This is a genomic window from Aeromicrobium sp. PE09-221, assembly GCF_002174305.1.
Taxonomy (GTDB): domain Bacteria; phylum Actinomycetota; class Actinomycetes; order Propionibacteriales; family Nocardioidaceae; genus Aeromicrobium.
In genome coordinates, this window is the sequence record NZ_MIJB01000011.1 from 1 (window position 1) to 17,751 (window position 17,751).

Annotated in this window: 15 protein-coding genes and 1 pseudogene; 1 reads left to right on the top strand and 15 read right to left on the bottom strand. The window is 67.6% G+C overall.

The genetic code is table 11. The features are described from left to right. Nucleotides 1-124: 124 nt before the first annotated feature. On the top strand, nt 125-1,039 hold the full coding sequence (rarD, locus tag BHE97_RS06725) for an EamA family transporter RarD (protein ID WP_236757565.1): 915 nt from the start codon (nt 125-127) through the stop codon (nt 1,037-1,039). Between the two features lie 38 nt (nt 1,040-1,077). Here rarD and BHE97_RS06730 read toward each other — a convergent pair whose 3' ends face one another. The 15 genes and pseudogenes from BHE97_RS06730 to BHE97_RS06800 form a co-directional block, all read right to left on the bottom strand. Then, nucleotides 1,078-2,064: a polyprenyl synthetase family protein gene (locus BHE97_RS06730; RefSeq protein ID WP_087623274.1), complete on the bottom strand. Its 987-nt coding sequence runs from the start codon at nt 2,062-2,064 to the stop codon at nt 1,078-1,080. A 22-nt stretch (nt 2,065-2,086) separates the two neighbouring features. Then, on the bottom strand, nt 2,087-3,676 hold the full coding sequence (gene nuoN / locus BHE97_RS06735; protein WP_087623275.1) for an NADH-quinone oxidoreductase subunit NuoN: 1,590 nt from the start codon (nt 3,674-3,676) through the stop codon (nt 2,087-2,089). Continuing rightward, nucleotides 3,673-5,205: an NADH-quinone oxidoreductase subunit M gene (locus BHE97_RS06740; RefSeq protein ID WP_343286114.1), complete on the bottom strand. Its 1,533-nt coding sequence runs from the start codon at nt 5,203-5,205 to the stop codon at nt 3,673-3,675. The genes nuoN and BHE97_RS06740 overlap by 4 nt, the downstream gene beginning before the upstream one ends. After that, complete coding sequence (gene nuoL, locus BHE97_RS06745; protein ID WP_087623277.1) at nt 5,205-7,079, bottom strand: NADH-quinone oxidoreductase subunit L; 1,875 nt, start codon at nt 7,077-7,079, stop codon at nt 5,205-5,207. The genes BHE97_RS06740 and nuoL overlap by 1 nt, the downstream gene beginning before the upstream one ends. 11 nt (nt 7,080-7,090) lie before the next feature. Then, nucleotides 7,091-7,384, bottom strand: a complete 294-nt coding sequence (nuoK, locus tag BHE97_RS06750; protein WP_087623278.1) for an NADH-quinone oxidoreductase subunit NuoK — start codon at nt 7,382-7,384, stop codon at nt 7,091-7,093. Next, on the bottom strand, nt 7,381-8,154 hold the full coding sequence (locus BHE97_RS06755) for an NADH-quinone oxidoreductase subunit J (RefSeq protein WP_087623279.1): 774 nt from the start codon (nt 8,152-8,154) through the stop codon (nt 7,381-7,383). The genes nuoK and BHE97_RS06755 overlap by 4 nt, the downstream gene beginning before the upstream one ends. Next, complete coding sequence (nuoI, locus tag BHE97_RS06760) at nt 8,151-8,711, bottom strand: NADH-quinone oxidoreductase subunit NuoI (protein ID WP_087623280.1); 561 nt, start codon at nt 8,709-8,711, stop codon at nt 8,151-8,153. Before nuoI ends, BHE97_RS06755 begins: the two co-directional genes overlap by 4 nt. After that, nucleotides 8,708-9,949, bottom strand: coding sequence for an NADH-quinone oxidoreductase subunit NuoH (gene nuoH / locus BHE97_RS06765; RefSeq protein WP_087623281.1), 1,242 nt, complete (start codon nt 9,947-9,949; stop codon nt 8,708-8,710). The genes nuoI and nuoH overlap by 4 nt, the downstream gene beginning before the upstream one ends. A gap of 58 nt (nt 9,950-10,007) precedes the next feature. Further along, a pseudogene (locus tag BHE97_RS06770) lies at nt 10,008-12,425 on the bottom strand (NADH-quinone oxidoreductase subunit G); the annotation flags it as partial. Further along, entirely contained in the window at nt 12,422-13,735 is a 1,314-nt protein-coding gene (gene nuoF, locus BHE97_RS06775) for an NADH-quinone oxidoreductase subunit NuoF (RefSeq protein WP_087623283.1), read from the bottom strand. The gene nuoF and the pseudogene BHE97_RS06770, both read right to left, overlap by 4 nt. Beyond that, nucleotides 13,728-14,546 (bottom strand): NADH-quinone oxidoreductase subunit NuoE, encoded by an 819-nt coding sequence (nuoE, locus tag BHE97_RS06780; protein ID WP_087623309.1) that lies wholly within the window; start codon nt 14,544-14,546, stop codon nt 13,728-13,730. The genes nuoF and nuoE overlap by 8 nt, the downstream gene beginning before the upstream one ends. Before the next feature lie 47 nt (nt 14,547-14,593). Continuing rightward, nucleotides 14,594-15,928 (bottom strand): NADH-quinone oxidoreductase subunit D, encoded by a 1,335-nt coding sequence (locus BHE97_RS06785; RefSeq protein ID WP_087623284.1) that lies wholly within the window; start codon nt 15,926-15,928, stop codon nt 14,594-14,596. Nucleotides 15,929-16,016: 88 nt separating this feature from the next. Continuing rightward, entirely contained in the window at nt 16,017-16,766 is a 750-nt protein-coding gene (locus BHE97_RS06790) for an NADH-quinone oxidoreductase subunit C (protein ID WP_087623285.1), read from the bottom strand. After that, a complete protein-coding gene (locus tag BHE97_RS06795; protein ID WP_087623286.1) occupies nt 16,763-17,317 on the bottom strand; it encodes an NADH-quinone oxidoreductase subunit B in 555 nt (184 codons plus the stop codon). Before BHE97_RS06795 ends, BHE97_RS06790 begins: the two co-directional genes overlap by 4 nt. Further along, nucleotides 17,317-17,676 (bottom strand): NADH-quinone oxidoreductase subunit A, encoded by a 360-nt coding sequence (locus tag BHE97_RS06800; RefSeq protein ID WP_087623287.1) that lies wholly within the window; start codon nt 17,674-17,676, stop codon nt 17,317-17,319. The genes BHE97_RS06795 and BHE97_RS06800 overlap by 1 nt, the downstream gene beginning before the upstream one ends. Nucleotides 17,677-17,751 lie beyond the last annotated feature (75 nt).

Here is a 17,751-nt window from a genome sequence, read left to right on the forward strand (position 1 = left end):
GGAGCCCACGCCCACCACCGAGGAGCCCACCACCCCCTCGGACGATCAGAACGGCGCGGCTCCCGGTCCCGAGGAATGACGGGTCCGCGTCCGATACGCGTGCTCGGAGGCGTAGATTGCGCTCGTGACCCAGCAGACCCGCAGCGGGCTCGTCTTCGGAGTCCTCGCGTACCTGGGCTGGGGGCTGTTCCCGCTGTACTGGCCGCTGCTCGAGCCCGCCTCGCCCTTCGAGGTACTCGCCCACCGGGTGGTGTGGTCGCTGGTGTTCTGCACCGGCCTGCTGACCTTCACGCGGAGGTGGCGCTCGTTCGCCGCCTTGGTCCGCGATCGTGGACAACTGGGCTGGCTGGCCCTGGCCTCGATCGTCATCGCCGTGAACTGGGGGTCGTTCATCTGGGGTGTCAACAACGGCCATGTGCTCGAGGTGTCCCTCGGCTACTTCATCAACCCCCTCATCACCGTGCTGTTCGCGGTCTTCTTCCTCAAGGAGTCGTTGCGGCGCCAGCAGTGGGTCGCGGTCGGCGTGGGTGCCGTGGCGGTGGGGATCCTCACGGTCGATCTGGGTCGTCCTCCGTGGATCGCTCTGCTCGTCTCAGCATCGTTCGCGGTCTACGGCCTGATCAAGAAGCGCACCTCGCTCGGGGCGGTCGAGGCGCTGACCGTCGAGACCACCGTGTTGTTCCCCTTCGCGCTGTGCTTCCTGGTGGCATTGCAGCTCCGAGGGGATCTCGCCTTCGGCCATGAGGGTGCGGGCAACACGACACTTCTCGTCCTGACCGGTGTGGTCACCGCCGTACCGCTCCTGCTGTTCGCCGCCGCGGCGAGCCGGTTGAACCTGTCGACCATCGGGCTCCTGCAGTACCTCGTGCCGATCATGCACTTCATCCTGGGACTCACGGTCTTCGGAGAGCAGATGGGATCGGCCCGCTGGATCGGCTTCGTGCTGATCTGGATCGCGCTCGCGATCTTCACCCTCGACGCCTGGCGTTCCCATCGCCGGAGTCTCCACCGGGCCGCCCGCGGCGCGACGGTGCTCTGACGGCGCACGCTGCGCTACGGGTGGGGTTCGAACGAAGGTCAGCCGACGCGGGTGACGACGGTATCGCAGAGCTCGCTCAGCGCGTCGCGGGCCGGGCCGGCGGGGAGCTTCTCGAGCAGCGCTCGGGAGGTGTCCGCCTCGGCGTGCACATAGGCGCGCGCCTCGGCCATCAACGGATGAGCCCGCAGCTCAGCCAGGGTGCGCTCGACCAGGGCATCGTCCTCGATCGGTCCAGAGAGCCGGTCGCGCAGCTCGGCATCGGCATCATCGGGGGAGGCGAGCACCAGCAGCGTCGGCAGAGTGGGCACCCCCTCGCGCAGATCGGTACCCGGTGTCTTGCCCGAGTCGCCGCTCTCGCTGGCGATGTCGATGATGTCATCAGCGAGCTGGAAGGCGACGCCGATGCGCTCGCCGAACTCCAACAGCGTCCGCTGGACCTCATCGCTCGCGCCGGCCATCTTGGATCCGAGCAGCGCGCAGGCCGCGATCAGCGAACCCGTCTTGTCGGCGACGACATCGAGATAGTGCTGGAGCGGATCCTCTCCCTCGCCGGGGCCGAGGGTCTCGCGGATCTGGCCACGCACGAGTCGCGAGAAGGTCTCCGCCTGGATCCGCACCGCCTCGGTGCCCAGACCCGCGACGATCTGCGAGGCCTCGGCGAAGAGATAGTCCCCGACAAGGATCGCGATCGAGTTGTCCCAGCGCGCATTGGCGCTGGGAGCGCCACGGCGCACCGGGGCCTCGTCCATGACATCGTCGTGATAGAGCGTCGCCAGATGGGTCAGTTCCATCACTACCGCGGCCTCGACCGCCGCATCGCCCTGGGGCTGGCCGAACTCGGCGCACAGCAGCGTCAGCAACGGACGGAAGCGCTTGCCGCCGGCATTCAGCAGGTGCGCGGCCGCCTCCGCGACGAAGGGCTCAGGGCTGTCGACGGAGCGCGCGAGCAGGGCCTCGACTCGGTCGACGCCCCTGCGGATCCGGGAGGTCAGGCCCGGATCCTCGAACGACACTCCAACGGTCACGCGATTCTCCTCAGCAGCACAGCTAGCGCACGAATGCGCCGGCGTGCTGCACGATGTCGAGCAGCGGGCCCGGAAGCACCCCGAGCACCACCGTGACGATCGCCGCCAGCGCAATGACCACGGTAGTCAATACCCCCGGAGCAGCGACGGTCGGCCCGTCTCCCACCGGCTCGGTGAAGAACATCAGCACGATGACCCGGACGTAGAAATAAGCCGCGAGCGCGCTCGCCAGCACGCCGATCACCACGAGGGGCCAGGTGCCTCCAGCCCAGGCCGCCGCGAAGACACCCCACTTACCGATGAATCCGGCAGTCAGCGGGATGCCCGCGAAGGACAGCATGAAGAGCGCGAAGGTTCCCGCCAGCCACGGCGACCGCTGACCGAGGCCCGTCCACTTGGCCAGATGGGTGGTCTCCCCCGCGGAATCGCGGACCACGGACACGACCGCGAAGGCACCGATCGTCGCGACCCCGTAGACGACGAGATAGAACAGCACGCTCGACACCGAGGTGAGCACGGCCTCGTTGGCGATCCCCACATAGGCGGCCGAGAATCCCACCAGCAGGAAGCCCGCATGGGCGATGGACGAGTAGGCGAGCATCCGCTTGACATCGGTCTGCGCGATCGCGACCACCGAGCCGAAGACCATGGTGATGACCGCGACGACCCAGAAGGTCGGACGCCAGTCCCACGAGGCTCCGCCGAAGGCGACGAAGAAGACCCGCATAAGGGCGATGAAAGCCGCCGCCTTGGTGGCCGCCGCCATGAAGCCGGTCACTGGTGTCGGGGCGCCCTGATAGACATCGGGTGTCCAGGCGTGGAACGGCACGGCGCCGATCTTGAACAGCAGACCGACGGCGATCATCGCCATGGCCACCAGCAGCAGCCCACCGGAGTCCGCGCGAGCGGAGACGGCCTCGTCGATGATCGTCAGGTTCAGGCTGCCCGAGTAGCCGTAGGCGAGGGCCGCGCCGTACAGGAAGAAGACGGACGAGAAGGCTCCCAGCAGGAAGTACTTCATCGCCGCTTCCTGGCTGATGAGCCGGCGCCGCCGCGACAGCGCGCAGAGCACGTACAGCGGCAGCGAGAGCACCTCGAGGGCGACGAACATCGTGATGAGGTCATTGGCGGTGGCGAACAGCATCATGCCCGACAGCGCGAACAGCATGAGGGGAAAGACCTCGGTGTGCTCCAGGCGGTGCTGTACCGCCTGGGACTCCTCATCCGAGCCGGGGATGTCCGCCGCCCGGCCAGTGAAGGGGCTCATGCCCGCCTCGAAGCGGCGTTCGGCGAACAGCCCCAGGCTCAGCAGCGCGAAGACCAGCAACATGATCCAGGTGATGACACCGGGACCGTCGACGGTGACCGCGCCTTCCGCCTCGACCGCGCCTCGCGCGACGTGTCCCGCCTCCTCCGGCGTACGGAGATCGCCGTAGACCAGGACGCTCACGACCAGCGCGGCCACGAGACCGATCGCCGTGGCGATCGTCTGGACCACGAAGCGGTAGCGGCGCCCGAGCGCGGCCTCCAGGATGAGACCGAGGACCGCGAAGCCGGCGACGACGAACAGCGGCGACAGCACCCAGTAGTCGAGCTGTGCGGCGGGGATCATTCGTGGGCTCCTTCACTCGCGGCATCGACCGGATGCGGCGGCACCGGGTCCTCCGCGCCGACCTGGGCGATCACCGGTTCCACGGACGGGTTGATGACCGACAACAGCGGTCCCGGTACGAAGCCCAACGCGATGATGAGCACCACCGCCGGGGCGAGCGCTGTGAACTCGCGGCCGTCGAGCTCTCGGATACCGTCGAGACCCGGCCGCAGCGGGCCGGTCATCGTGCGCTTGTACATCAGCAGGATGTACACGGCCGCGAGGATGATGCCGAAGGCGGCGATCACCGCGAGCGGGATCGACACCGTGAACGTGCCGGCCAGGACCATGAACTCCGAGATGAACGGGGCGAGACCCGGCAGCGAGAGGCTCGACAGGCCGCCGATCAGGAGAATGCCGGCCAGGACCGGGGCGATCTTCTGCACGCCGCCGAACTCCGAGATGCTCGCCGACCCGCGGCGTGCGATGAGCATGCCGGTGACGAGGAAGAGCACCGCGGTCGAGAGGCCGTGGTTGAACATGTACAGCGTCGCACCGGAGGTGGAGAGTGTCGTGAAGGCGAAGATGCCGAGCACGATGAAGCCGAAGTGCGACACCGAGGTGAAGGCGATCAGCCGCCGGATATCGTCCTGTCCGATCGCCAGCAGGGCACCGTAGAGGATGCTGATGACCGCGAGCACCATGACCACCGGGCTGGCCCACTGCGAGGCCCCCGGGAAGATCTCCAGGCACCAGCGGATCATCGCGAAGGTGCCGATCTTGTCCACGATACTGACCATCAGCACGGCCGTCGAAGGCGTCGAGGATGCGGCGGCGTCCGGCAGCCAGGTGTGCAGCGGCCACATCGGCGCCTTGACCGCGAAGGCGATGAAGAAGCCGAGGAAGAGCAGCTTCTCGGTGCCCGCGGAGATGTCGAGTCCGATCAGTTCGCTGTGCAGGAAGCTCGACTCGCCCGCCCGGGTGGTGAGCGCATAGAGGCCCACGATCGAGGCGAGCATCAGCAGTCCGCCGACGAGGTTGTAGATGAGGAACTTGACCGCCGCGTAGGAGCGTCCGACCCCGCCGTGCGCGCCGATCAGGAAGTACAGCGGAACCAGCGTCGCCTCGAACAACAGGTAGAACAGGAAGACATCGGTCGCCGCGAAGACGCCGATCGCCAGGCCCTCGAGGGCCAGCATCCAGGCGAAGTAGGTGTGCGTGCGCGCGGGATTGGGCAGCCGGTCGCCCCATGCCGCGAGGATGACGATCGGGCTGAGGATCGTGGTCAGCATGACCAATGTCAGGCCGATACCGTTCAACCCCAGTGCGTAGTGGGCGCCGATCGCCGGGATCCACTCACGCTGCTCGACGAACTGGTAGCCGCCCTCCGCGGCATCGAACTGCGCCGCGACGACGATCGCCAGGACGAGGGTGATGAGCGAGACGGCGAGCGCCAGCACTTTCACCAGCCTCGGGTTGCCCGAGGCGCCCGGCCAGCAGGCGACGAGCAGCGCACCGATGATCGGCGTGACAGCCAGGACAGTCAGCATCATGCGAGGGTCACCGCCAAGAGTCCGAGGACGACGAGCAGGGCGCCGCCGAAGATTCCGAGAGCATAGGAGCGGACGTAGCCGGTCTGCGTGCGCCGCAGCTGCTGCGACGCCTCGCCGATCCGGTCGGCCGTGCCGGTGACCGTGCCGTCGATGCCGCGAGCATCGAGCCAGACCAGGAGCCGGGTGAGGTAGCGCACCGGCAGCACGACCAGCGCTCCGTTGACCTCGTTGGTGTAGATCTCGTGACGACCCGCGCGGGTGACGATCGAGACATCCGCGTCGGCGGCCGCCCGGTCGGGCACGTCGCGCCGATACAGCCACACCCCGGCTGCGACGCCGAGCGCCACCACGGCCATCACGCCGAGTTGGACGACGATGACGGGCACCGGCAGGTGCGGATGCTCCGCGTGCCCGGCGATCGGCTCGAGCCAGTCGGTGATCCAGCCGCCGAGGTACAGCGCACCTCCGAGAACCGAGGCTGCCGCGAGGACGATGAGCGGGATGGTCATGACGCTCGGCGACTCGTGCGGGTGCACCTCATCGCGCCAGCGCTTTTCGCCGAAGAAGGTCATCATCATCAGGCGGGTCATGTAGAAGGCGGTCACGCCGGCACCGATCATGGCTGCCAGGCCGATCCACGTGTTGTAGCCGAGAGCCGCCTCGATGATCTTGTCCTTGCTGAAGAAGCCGGACATGCCAGGGAAACCGATGATGGCCAGGTAGCCGAGGCCGAAGGTCACGAAGGTGATCGGCATGGCACGTCGCAGCGCCCCGTAGTGGCGCATGTCGACGTCATCGTCCATCGCGTGCATGACCGAGCCGGCCCCGAGGAACATGTTCGCCTTGAAGAAGCCGTGCGTGAGCAGGTGGAAGATCGCGAAGGCGTATCCGGCCGGGCCGAGCCCGGCGGCCAACATCATGTAGCCGATCTGGCTCATGGTGGAGCCGGCGAGCACCTTCTTGATGTCGTCCTTGGCGCAGCCGATCCAGGCGCCTACCAGGAGCGTCACGAGTCCGACGATCACCACGACCGTGCGGGCGATCTCCGAGGCGTCGTAGATGCCGGCCGAGCGGACCACGAGGTAGACACCCGCGGTGACCATGGTCGCAGCGTGGATGAGGGCCGACACCGGGGTGGGGCCCTCCATCGCGTCGAGCAGCCAGGCCTGCAGCGGCACCTGCGCGGACTTGCCGCAGGCACCGACGAGCAGCAGCAATCCGAGTGCCGTGGCGGTGGAGCCCGAGGCAGAGTCGATCGCGCCGTTGACCGCGGCGATCGACGTGGTGCCGAAGGTGGCGAACATCGTCATCAGCGCGATGACCATGCCGAGGTCGCCGACACGGTTCATGATGAAGGCCTTGTTGGCGGCCGCCGCCGCGGTCTCCTTGTGCTGCCAGAAGCCGATCAGCAGGAAGGAGGCGAGGCCGACGCCCTCCCAGCCGAGGAAGAGCACCAGGTAGTCGGCGGCCAGCACGAGCGTGAGCATCGCGGCGACGAAGAGGTTCAGATAGGCGAAGAATCGGCGACGGCGTGCGTCGTGGGCCATGTACCCGATCGAGTACACATGGATCAGCGTGCCCACACCGGTGATGAGCAGCACGAAGAGGCTCGACAGCTGATCGAAGGTGAAGGCGAACTCCACGTGGAAGCGGCCCGCCTCGAACCAGGTGCCGAGGGAGGTGGTGACCGAGCGATCATCGGCGCCGCGGCCGATGAGCTCGACGAACATGATGAGGCCGAGCACGAAGGCGGCGGCCGAAGCCGCCGTCGCGATCAGGTGGCCGAAGCGATCCGCCCCCTTGCCCCAGACGAGGAGTAGAGCCGCGCCCGCCAAGGGGATCGCGATGAGCAGCCAGGACAACTCGAGCATCGTCTCTCCCCTTACGCCTTCAGCAGATTCGCCTCGTCGACCGAGGTCGAGCGACGCGTGCGGTAGATGGACACGATGATCGCCAGGCCGATCACGACCTCAGCGGCGGCCACGACCATGACGAAGAAGGCCGCGGTCTGACCGTCGAGATTGCCGTGCTGACGGGCGAAGCTGACGAAGGCGAGGTTGGTGGCGTTGAGCATGAGTTCGACGCACATGAAGACCACGATCGCGTTGCGGCGCACGAGGACGCCGACGGCGCCGATCGTGAACAGCAGGAACGACAGGGTGATGTACTCCGTCATCGGTCGGCGTCCTCCTCGTCCTCGTCGGGGCCGATCTCGCGGAGACGGTCCTGCACGGCGCTGTCGTCGAGCCCCTGCCGCTCCTGACCGCGCTGCCGCAGGCTCTCCGGCACGGACTCCTCGGCGGTCGTGCCATCGGGGAGCAGAGCCGGGGTGTCCACCGCATTGTGCAGAGCGAAGACACCGGGCGTCGGCGGGTTGCCGGGGTGACGGCCCTGCTCGGCGTAGTCGCGCATCCGCTGCTTCTGCAGATCGGTCTGGCTGCGGGGAGTGACGAGCCGCTCACGATGGGCGAGCACCATCGCGCCGAGCACGGCGGTGATCATCAGCGCCGCGGTGAACTCGAAGGCGATCACATAGCGGGTGAACAGCAGCGCGGCCAGTCCCTCGACATTGCCATCGGCATTCGCCTGATCGAGTCCGATGGTCGAGCTGACGACCACCTGGCCGACGCCGATGGAGAGGGTGACGGCGAAGAGGATGCCCACGACTGCGGCGGCGAGACGTTGTCCCTTGATGGACTCGACGAGCGAGTCGGAACGATCGACGCCCACCAGCATCAGCACGAAGAGGAAGAGCATCATGATCGCGCCGGTGTAGACGATGATCTGCACCGCGAAGAGGAAGGGCGCGTCCTGCACCGCGTAGAGCACCGCGAGACTGATCATGACGACCGCGAGGCACAGCGCCGCGTGCACGGCCTTGCGGGCGAGGATCAGCCCCATCGCGGCGATCACCATGATCGGCGCGAGGACCCAGAAGGTCGTCATCGGCTCTCACCCGAGTCGGACGGAGCATCGGCCTCCACGATCGGGAGCGTCTTGCCCCGGTAGTAGTCGTGGTGGTCGTCGCTGATGAGCATCTCGTGCGGCGGCTCGGTCATGCCGGGCAGTAGGGGCGCGAGGAGATCGGACTTCTCGTAGATGAGGTCCTCGCGGTTGTCATCGGCCAGCTCGTACTCATTGGTCATGGTCAGCGCGCGCGTGGGACACGCCTCGATGCACAGCCCGCACAGGATGCAGCGCAGATAGTTGATCTGATAGACCCGGCCGTAGCGCTCGCCCGGGCTGAACCGCTCGTCCTCGGTATTGGAGGCGCCCTCCACGTAGATCGCATCCGCGGGACACGCCCAGGCGCACAACTCGCAGCCGACGCACTTCTCGAGGCCGTCGGGCCAGCGGTTGAGCTGGTGGCGCCCGTGGAAGCGCGGCGCCGTGGGCCGCTTCTCCTTGGGGTACTGTTCCGTGACGGGCTTCTTGAACATCGTCCGGAACGTGACGCCGAACCCGGCGACCGGGTCCCACAGGGTCTCTTTGAGCGTGCTCATGGTCGAGCCTCCTGACGATCGGTGCTCTGCTGGCCGGGCATGGGCGGCACGGGATAGCCGCCGGCGAAGGCATCGAACTCGGCCTCGGGCTCGGCCTCGGGCTCGGGTTCCTTCTTCTCCGGGACGAGGAAGGTGGCCGCCAACAGCACCGCCACGATGACACCGCCCCAGACGAGGACCTGCTGGGTGATCAGCTCCTCCTGCTGGGCCTTGCGCACGAAGGCCACCACGATCGTCCAGCCGAGGGCGATCGGGATCAGCCACTTCCAGCCGAAGTGCATGAACTGGTCATAGCGCATGCGCGGGAGTGTGCCGCGCAGCCACACGAACAGGAAGATGAAGCACAAGGTCTTGCCGAGGAACCAGATCACCGGCCAGTAGCCCTCGTTGGCGCCCTCCCAGACCTGCGCGATGCCGAAGGGGGCGCGCCAGCCGCCCAGGAAGAGCGTCGTGGCGAGGGCCGAGACGGTCACCATGTTGATGTACTCGGCCAGGAAGAACATCGCGAACTTGAAGGACGAGTACTCGGTGTGGAAGCCGCCGACCAGCTCGCCCTCGGCCTCGGGGAGGTCGAAGGGGGCACGGTTGGTCTCGCCGACCATCGCGATCACGTAGATGACGAAGGACGGCAGCAGCGGCAGGAAGAACCACCACTGGTCCTGGGCGGCGACGATCTCCGAGGTGGACATCGAGCCGGCGAAGATGAAGACGCTGACGAAGGACAGACCCATCGCGACCTCATAGGAGATCATCTGGGCACTGGACCGCAGGCCACCGAGCAGAGCGTAGATCGAGCCGGAGGACCAGCCGGCGAGCACGATGCCATAGATGCCGATCGAGGTGACGGCCAGGACGTAGAGCACGGCGACCGGCATGTCGGTCAGCTGCAGCGCGGTGTAGGTCTCGGTGAAGGGGATCCTCACCTCGGGCCCGAAGGGGATCACCGCCCAGGCCAGGAAGGCGGGCACGACCGCGAGGATCGGCGCCATGAAATAGACGACCTTGTCGACCGCCTTGGGGAAGATCTCCTCCTTGAGGCCGAGCTTGACGCCATCGGCGAGGCTCTGCAGCAGACCGAAGGGTCCGTTCATGTTCGGCCCGACGCGGTGCTGCATGCGGGCGACGACGCGGCGCTCGAACCAGATGTTGAACAGCGTGTAGAGAACCAGGATCACGAAGATCAGCAGTGACTTGAGCGCGACGACCCACATCGGATCGTTCCCGAAGACCTCACTCATCACCGGTCACCCCGCCTTCCCGCTGAGCACCTTCTCGCTGAGTGTGGCGTTTGGACGGCGAAATCGTGGATTCTGGCGTCCTAACGTCCCACTCAACGGGTTGCAGGGTGACCGGGTCGCCGGGGCCCGCTGCGAGGACGGACCGCACGTTGACGCCCTCGGAGTTGGCGGGCACCCAGACCACGCCGTCGGGCAGATCGGCCACATCGGCGATGAACTCCGCCGCGCCGCGCTCGGTACTCAATCGCGCCGATTCACCGGGCTCGACGCCCGCGGCGGCCAGCGTCGCGGCATTGGCCTTCAACCGCGCCGGACGTGCCGTGAGCCGGTAGGTGTCCGCACCGTCCTGCAGGCGTCCGTCGTCGATCAACTGCTTCCAGGTGTCGAGGACCACCGTGCCGGCCGGGGCGGCGGCCACAGCGGCCGGCTGCGCCTCGAACGGGGCCCGTGCTCCGTCCCAGGCCCCGAGCTCGTCGAGCTCGCGACGGGCCGCGGCGACCGTGCGGATGCCGAGCGGAGCCCCGAGCTCCTCGGCGATACCGGCCAGGACACGGACATCCGGCAGTGAGCCGGAGACCTCGAGCACGGTGTCGAAGGGTCGGCGGCGCCCCTCCCAGGTCACGAACGTGCCGGACTTCTCGACGGCCGGGGCGACCGGCAGCACCACATCCGCGTACGGCGAGACATCGCTGGCGCGGACCTCCAGGCTGACGACGAAGCCCGCCGCTTCCAACGCAGCACGCGCCGCGGCGGGATCGGGGAGATCGGCCAGCTCGACCCCGCCGACGACCGCCGAGGTCAGCTCGCCACTCGCCAGGGCGGCGACGATGCCGGACGTGTCGCGGCCCTTCGCATCGGGCAGCTGGTCGATGCCCCAGGCGGCGGCGAGATCAGCCCGCGCCTCCGCCTCGGCGACCGGGCGACCGCCGGGGAACAGGGTCGGCAGACATCCGGCATCGAGCGCACCGCGATCGCCCGCGCGACGCGGCACCCAGGCCAGGCGAGCGCCGCTGCGCCGGGCGAGGTCGGCAGCCGCGCTGAGGCCGCCGGCAACCTGCCCCAGCCGCTCTCCCGCCAGCACGACATCGGTGCCGGTGAGTGAGAGCTGGGCGAGCGCCTCGGCCTCTCCCCCCGGTGCGACGGTCACGAGCTCGGCATCGAGCTTGTGCAGGCCTCGGGTGAGGTGGCTCGCGAGAGCGATGACCCGGGTGCCGTTCTTGACCGCCTTACGGAGCCGCAGGAAGAGCGTGCCGGCCTCGTCCTCGGGCTCGAGGCCGACCAGTACCACCGTGCCGGCCTGGTCGAGATCCCGGTAAGTGACACCCCGGCCCGTGCCCGCGACGTAGTGGGTGAGGAAGGCCGTCTCCTCATCGGTGACCGGGCGGGACCGGAAATCGATGTCATTGGTCCCGAGCGCCACCCGCGCGAACTTGGCATAGGCGTAGGCGTCCTCCAGCGTCAGCCGGCCTCCGGTCAGCACACCGGCGCGGGTACCGGCGAGACCCCGGGCCGCCACCGCGAGGGCTCCAGGCCACGACATCGGCTGCAGTTCGCCCGTCTCGGGATCGCGGACGAGCGGCGTCCGAAGCCGATCCTCACGGGTCGACCAGGTGAAGGCGAAGCGGTCCTTGTCGGTGATCCACTCCTCGTTGACCTCGGGATCGTCCCCAGCGAGGCGGCGCATGACCTTGTCGCGCCGGTGATCGACGCGGATCGCCGCACCACACGCGTCGTGCTCGGCCACGGAGGGGACGGAGACGAGATCGAAGGGCCGTGAACGGAACCGGTAGTCGGCGCTGGTCAGCGCCCCGACGGGACAGATCTGGATGGTGTTGCCGGAGAAATAGGAGTGGAAGGGCTCGCCATCGGCGATACCGATCTGCTGCTGCGCGCCGCGTTCGAGCAACGCGATGAAGGGATCGCCGGCGATCTCCTCGGAGAACCGCGTGCACCGTTGGCAGAGGACACAGCGCTCGCGATCCAGAAGGACGTTCTCGGAGACGTTGACCGGCTTGGCGAAGAGCCGCTTGGACTCGATGAACCGCGACTCGCCGTTGCCGTGGCTGAGCGCCTGGTTCTGCAGCGGGCACTCTCCACCCTTGTCGCACACCGGGCAGTCCAGCGGGTGATTGGCGAGCAGGAACTCCAGGTTGCCGCGCTGTGCCTTGTCGGCGGTCGCCGAGGTGACCTGCGTCTTGACGACCATACCGGGCGCGACCTCGAGGGTGCAGGAGGCCTGGGGCTTGGGCATCCCGCGACCGTTGCCGGCATCGGGGACCTCGACGAGGCATTGACGGCACGCGCCGACCGGCTCCAGCAGCGGATGATCGCAGAAGCGCGGAATCTCGGTGCCGATCAGCTCGGCGGCCCGGATGACCAGCGTGCCCTTGGGGACGCTGACCTCGACATCGTCGATCGTCAGGGTGACGAGCTCGACGGGGGTGACGTCGGTCGCCCCGGGTTCGGTGACGGTCACGACGCGACCCCCTCCTTGGCGAACAGCGTGGATGCCGCCGGCGGGAACAGCTCCCACGACGGTGTGGTCATCGCGGCCTCGAACTCCTCACGGAAGTACTCGATGGCCGAGGTGATCGGGCTGGTGGCACCGTCGCCGAGGGCGCAGAACGAGCGGCCCAGGATATTCGAGCAGAGATCCTGCAGGAGCTCGATATCGCCGGGCTGCCCTTCGCCCTTGTCGAGGCGCCGCAGGATCTGGACCATCCACCAGGTGCCCTCGCGGCAGGGCGTGCACTTGCCGCAGGACTCGTGCTTGTAGAACTCGGTCCACCGCAGCACCGCGCGGATGACCGAGGTGGTCTGGTCGAAGACCTGCAGGGCCTTGGTGCCGAGCATCGAGCCGACAGCGCTGACTCCCTCGTAGTCGAGCGGGACGTCGAGGTGCTCGGCCGTGAGGATCGGTGTGGACGACCCGCCGGGGGTCCAGAATTTGAGCTCGGAGCCCTCGCGCATGCCGCCGCCCAAGTCGAGCAGCTCGCGCAGCGTGATGCCGAGCGGCGCCTCGTACTGTCCGGGACGTCGCACGTGCCCGGAGAGCGAGTAGATGGTGAAGCCCTTGCTCTTCTCGCTGCCCATCGAGCCGAACCACTCGACGCCGCCGCGCACGATGGCCGGGACCGAGGCGATCGACTCGACATTGTTGATGACGGTCGGCGAGGCATAGAGACCCGCCACGGCGGGGAACGGCGGACGCAGGCGAGGCTGGCCGCGACGGCCCTCCAGGGAGTCGAGCAGCGCGGTCTCCTCGCCGCAGATGTACGCGCCGGCGCCCGCGTGCACGACGATGTCGAGGCGGGTGCCGCTGCCGAGGATGTCCTCGCCGAGGTAGCCCGCGTCATAGGCCTCGCGCACGGCGGCGCGCAGCCGGCGGACGACGTGAAGCACCTCGCCGCGCACGTAGATGAAGGCCTTCTCGGCCCGGATCGCCCGCGAGGCGATGATGACTCCCTCGACGAGCGTGTGCGGCGAGGCCATCATCAGCGGGATGTCCTTGCACGTACCCGGCTCGGACTCGTCGGCGTTGACCACCAGGTACTTGGGTTGGGGATTGTCCTGTGGGATGAAGGACCACTTCATCCCGGTCGGGAAGCCCGCACCGCCGCGACCGCGCAGCCCGGAATCCTTGACCAGGGCGATGAGGTCGTCGGGGTCGATCCGGACCGCTTGCTTGAGTGCCTCATAGCCGCCGCGCCGCTCATAGGCGGCGAGGGTCCAGGCGCGGTCCTCGTCCCAGTTGTCCGTCAGGACGGGGGTGAGAGTGTCAGTCATCGCCCTTGCCTCCCTTGGTGTCGGCGGGGGACTCCTCGGCCACGGTCTCGGACTCGGCGCGCCGAGTATCGGCCTCGGCCTCCGCCTGAGCCTTGGACTCGCCGGCCCGACCGGTACCGGCTTGGGTCTCATAGGAGGGGGCCGTCCAGCCACGCTCTCGCGCGATCGCCAGGCCGGCGAGCGAAGGCCCGACGGCAGCCGGACCTTCGTCGACGAGTCCGTCCTCGAAGCCGGCGAGCACGCGCTCGGCCTCACGCCAGGAGGTGATCCGGGCTCCGCGCGTCGCCTGCACCGGCTCACCGGCGCGCAGGCGGTCGACGACCTCGATGGCGGACTCGGGAGTCTGCTGATCGAAGAACTCCCAGTTGACCATCATGACCGGGGCGAAATCACAGGCCGCATTGCACTCGACGCGTTCGAGGGTGATCTGGCCGTCCTCGCTCGTCTCGTCGCTGCCGATGTCGAGATGGCCGCAGAGCCGGTCGAAGATCTCGTCGCCGCCCATGATCGCGCACAGCGTATTGGTGCAGACGCCGACGTGATGCGTGCCCATCGGCTTGCGCTTGTACATGGTGTAGAAGGTCGCCACGGCCGAGACCTCGGCATCGCTCAGACCGAGGATCTCGGCGCAGGTGGCGATGCCCTCGCTGGTGACGCGGCCCTGCACCGACTGCACGAGGTGCAGCATCGGCAGCAGGGCGGACCTTGCCTCGGGGTAGCGGTCCGCCAAGGACCGCAGCTCAGCCACGGTCTCGGGGCCGATGGCCGGGTCGAAGGGTGTCTCCTCACCGGTCGGCGTGTCGGTCACCATGCCCTCGACCGGGTCCGGCAGCGGCGACTGGCCCGGGTCATTCGTGGTCATCGGTCGACACCTCCCATCACGGGATCGATGGACGCGACGGCGACGATGACATCCGAGAGCATCGCGCCCTCGCACATCGCGGCGACCGCCTGCAGGTTGACGAAGGAAGGGTCCCGGAAGTGGGCCCGGTAGGGGCGGGTACCGCCGTCGGACACCACGTGGCAGCCGATGACGCCCTTCGGCGACTCGATCTCCGCCCAGGCCTGTCCGGTGGGGACCCGGAAACCCTCGGTGACGATCTTGAAGTGGTGGATGAGCGCTTCCATCGACTCGCCCATGATGTGCTTGATGTGCTCGGGCGAGTTGCCCTGGCCGTCAGCACCGACCGAGAGCTGAGCAGGCCAGGCGATCTTCTTATCGGCGACCATGACCGGCTCGCCCTCGCTGGCCTCGAGACGGTCGATGCACTGCTCGACGATCCGCAGCGACTGGTCCATCTCGTCGAGCCGGATGCGGAAGCGGCCGTAGGAGTCGGGCTCGTTGCGGGTGATGACATCGAAGTCGTAGGTCTCGTACCCGAAATAGGGGCGCTTCTTGCGCAGGTCCCAGTCGTAGCCGGTGGCGCGCAGCGGCGGGCCGGTCACGCCGAGGGCGAGGCAGGCAGCAAGATCCAGGTGGCCGACCTCCATGAGCCGGCCCTTGAAGATCGGATTGGCATTGCAGAGCGCCGCGTACTCGGGGAGGCGCTTCCTGAGCAGGGCTACGGTGTCGCGGAGCTGTTGGATCGAGCCATCGGGCAGGTCCTGGGCGACACCCCCGGGACGGAAGTAAGCGTGGTTCATGCGCAGGCCGGTGATGGCCTCGAAGACCTTGAGGATCTCCTCGCGGTCGCGGAATCCGCAGGTCATGACGGTCAGCGCGCCCAGCTCCATACCCCCCGTCGCGATGGCGATGAGGTGTGAGGAGATGCGGTTGAGCTCCAGCAGCAGGACGCGCAGGACCTGGGCGCGCTCGGGGATGTCCTCGGTGATGCCGAGCAGCTTCTCGACACCGTGGACGTACACGGCCTCATTGGAGAAGGGGGCGACGTAGTCCATCCTGGTGCAGAAGGTCACGCCCTGGGTCCAGGTGCGGAACTCCATGTTCTTCTCGATGCCGGTATGCAGGTAGCCGATGCCGGCGCGCGCCCCGCGCACCCGCTCACCGTCGATCTCGAGGATGAGGCGCAGCACGCCGTGCGTGGACGGGTGCTGTGGACCCATGTTGACGACGAGGGTGTCGCCCTCGATGCCCTCGACGTCGATGGAGTCCCAGTCCTGTCCGGTGACATTGAAGACCGGTCCCTCGGGGGTCTCGGTGGTGCCCGCGTACGGGTCGTCGTGGATGGTCATGCGCAGCTCCTGCGCTCATCGGGGGCAGCCCCGCGAGCGGAGCGAGCACGACAGCAGAGCGTTCCGCCCTTGAACTCGGTGAACCATCTCATGAGTAGCTCCTGCGCTCGTCGGGGGCAGGGATCGTCCCGCCCTTGAACTCGACGGGGATGCCGCCCAATGGGTAGTCCTTGCGCTGCGGGTGCCCGGGCCAGTCATCGGGCATCAGGATGCGAGTGAGTGCGGGATGACCGTCGAAGACGACGCCGAACATGTCCCAGGTCTCGCGTTCGTGCCAGTCCGCCGTCGGATAGATCGGCACGACGCTGGGGATGTGGGGATCGTCATCAGGGGCGACCACCTCGAGGCGGATGTGGCGGTTGTGCGTCATCGAGGTGAGCTCGTAGACGACGTGCAACTCGCGGCCGGTCTCCTCCGGGTAGTGCACGCCGCTCACGCTGGCGCAGAACTCGAAGCGCAGGCCGGGATCGTTGCGTAGATGTGTGACGGTCGTCAGCAACAGGGGACGACGGATGAAGAAGGTGATCTCGCCGCGGTCGACGACGACCTTCTCGATGGCGTCCGTCAGTCCCTCGCCGCCGGCGAGCCGCTCGGCGACATCGTCGTACCAGCCGCCATAGGGCGGGGCGCTGGCGCCGGGCATGATCACAGGCCGGCGCAGACCGCCGAAGCCGCTGGTGTCGCCGGTGCCGCGGACGCCGAAGGAGCCTTCACGAACCTCGACGATCTCCAGCTCGCGCGCCTCGGAGCGCTCGAGTTCGCTCTGCGTCTCGTGCGAAGGGTCCTGGGTGCGGTCGGCGTCGGTGGGAGCTGGGTCCTGAGGCTTGTCGTCACTCACCGCATGAGTCCCTTCATCGCCGAGGTGGGTGTGGCCGCGAGCGCTTCGCGCTCGTCATCGGCGATCTCGCGCTCCTTATTGGCGCCGAGGCTGCCGTGCTGGACCTTGTCGTGGATCTTGAAGATCGCGTCGATGAGCATCTCGGGGCGGGGCGGGCAGCCAGGGAGGTACATATCGACCGGGACGACGTGGTCGACTCCCTGGACGATCGCGTAGTTGTTGAACATGCCGCCGGAGCTGGCGCAGACGCCCATCGCGAGCACCCACTTGGGTCCGGGCATCTGGTCGTAGATCTGGCGCAGGACCGGGGCCATCTTCTGGCTCACCCGACCCGCGACGATCATCAGATCGGCCTGGCGCGGGCTGGGGCGGAAGACCTCCATGCCGAAACGAGAGGAGTCGTAACGCGGGGCTCCGAAGGTCATCATCTCGATGGCACAACAGGCGAGGCCGAAGGTCGCCGGCCACATGGAGGCCTTGCGGAAGTAGCCGGCGAGACCCTCGACCGTCGAGAGCAGGACGCCGCTCGGGAGCTTTTCTTCGAGGCCCATCAGGTCCACTCCATTCCGCCACGCCGCCATTCGTAGACGTAGGCGATGGTGATGTTGACGAGGAACAGCATGACGGCGAAGAAGGCGAACCAGCTCAGTTGGTCGAAGGCGACCGCGAAGGGATAGAGGAAGACGATCTCGATATCGAAGATGATGAACATCATCGCGGTGAAGAAGTACTTGATCGAGACGCGTCCGCCGCCCTCGGGCAGGGGGCTCGGCGCGATGCCCGACTCGTAGCGGTCGAGTTTGGCGCGGTTGTAGCGCTTGGGTCCTGTGAACGGGGCAATGACCACGCTGAACAGCGCGAACGCAAGAGCGATGGCACCGAGCACCAAGATCGGCACGTATTCGTTCACGACACCTCTCACTTTCGCCGGGGCGACTTTGTGAAGAGCTTCACACAAACCGTCAGACGCCACTTTACGACGGCC

What these genes read in the sequence shown, in the direction of transcription:
- nuoN (WP_087623275.1), bottom strand. Translation starts at nt 3,676, where the DNA reads ATGATCCCCGCCGCACAGCTCGACTACTGGGTGCTGTCGCCGCTGTTC.
- BHE97_RS06740 (WP_343286114.1), bottom strand. Translation starts at nt 5,205, where the DNA reads ATGCTGACTGTCCTGGCTGTCACGCCGATCATCGGTGCGCTGCTCGTC.
- nuoL (WP_087623277.1), bottom strand. Translation starts at nt 7,079, where the DNA reads ATGCTCGAGTTGTCCTGGCTGCTCATCGCGATCCCCTTGGCGGGCGCG.
- nuoK (WP_087623278.1), bottom strand. Translation starts at nt 7,384, where the DNA reads ATGACGGAGTACATCACCCTGTCGTTCCTGCTGTTCACGATCGGCGCC.
- BHE97_RS06755 (WP_087623279.1), bottom strand. Translation starts at nt 8,154, where the DNA reads ATGACGACCTTCTGGGTCCTCGCGCCGATCATGGTGATCGCCGCGATG.
- nuoI (WP_087623280.1), bottom strand. Translation starts at nt 8,711, where the DNA reads ATGAGCACGCTCAAAGAGACCCTGTGGGACCCGGTCGCCGGGTTCGGC.
- nuoH (WP_087623281.1), bottom strand. Translation starts at nt 9,949, where the DNA reads ATGAGTGAGGTCTTCGGGAACGATCCGATGTGGGTCGTCGCGCTCAAG.
- nuoF (WP_087623283.1), bottom strand. Translation starts at nt 13,735, where the DNA reads ATGACTGACACTCTCACCCCCGTCCTGACGGACAACTGGGACGAGGAC.
- nuoE (WP_087623309.1), bottom strand. Translation starts at nt 14,546, where the DNA reads ATGGTGACCGACACGCCGACCGGTGAGGAGACACCCTTCGACCCGGCC.
- BHE97_RS06785 (WP_087623284.1), bottom strand. Translation starts at nt 15,928, where the DNA reads ATGACCATCCACGACGACCCGTACGCGGGCACCACCGAGACCCCCGAG.
- BHE97_RS06795 (WP_087623286.1), bottom strand. Translation starts at nt 17,317, where the DNA reads ATGGGCCTCGAAGAAAAGCTCCCGAGCGGCGTCCTGCTCTCGACGGTC.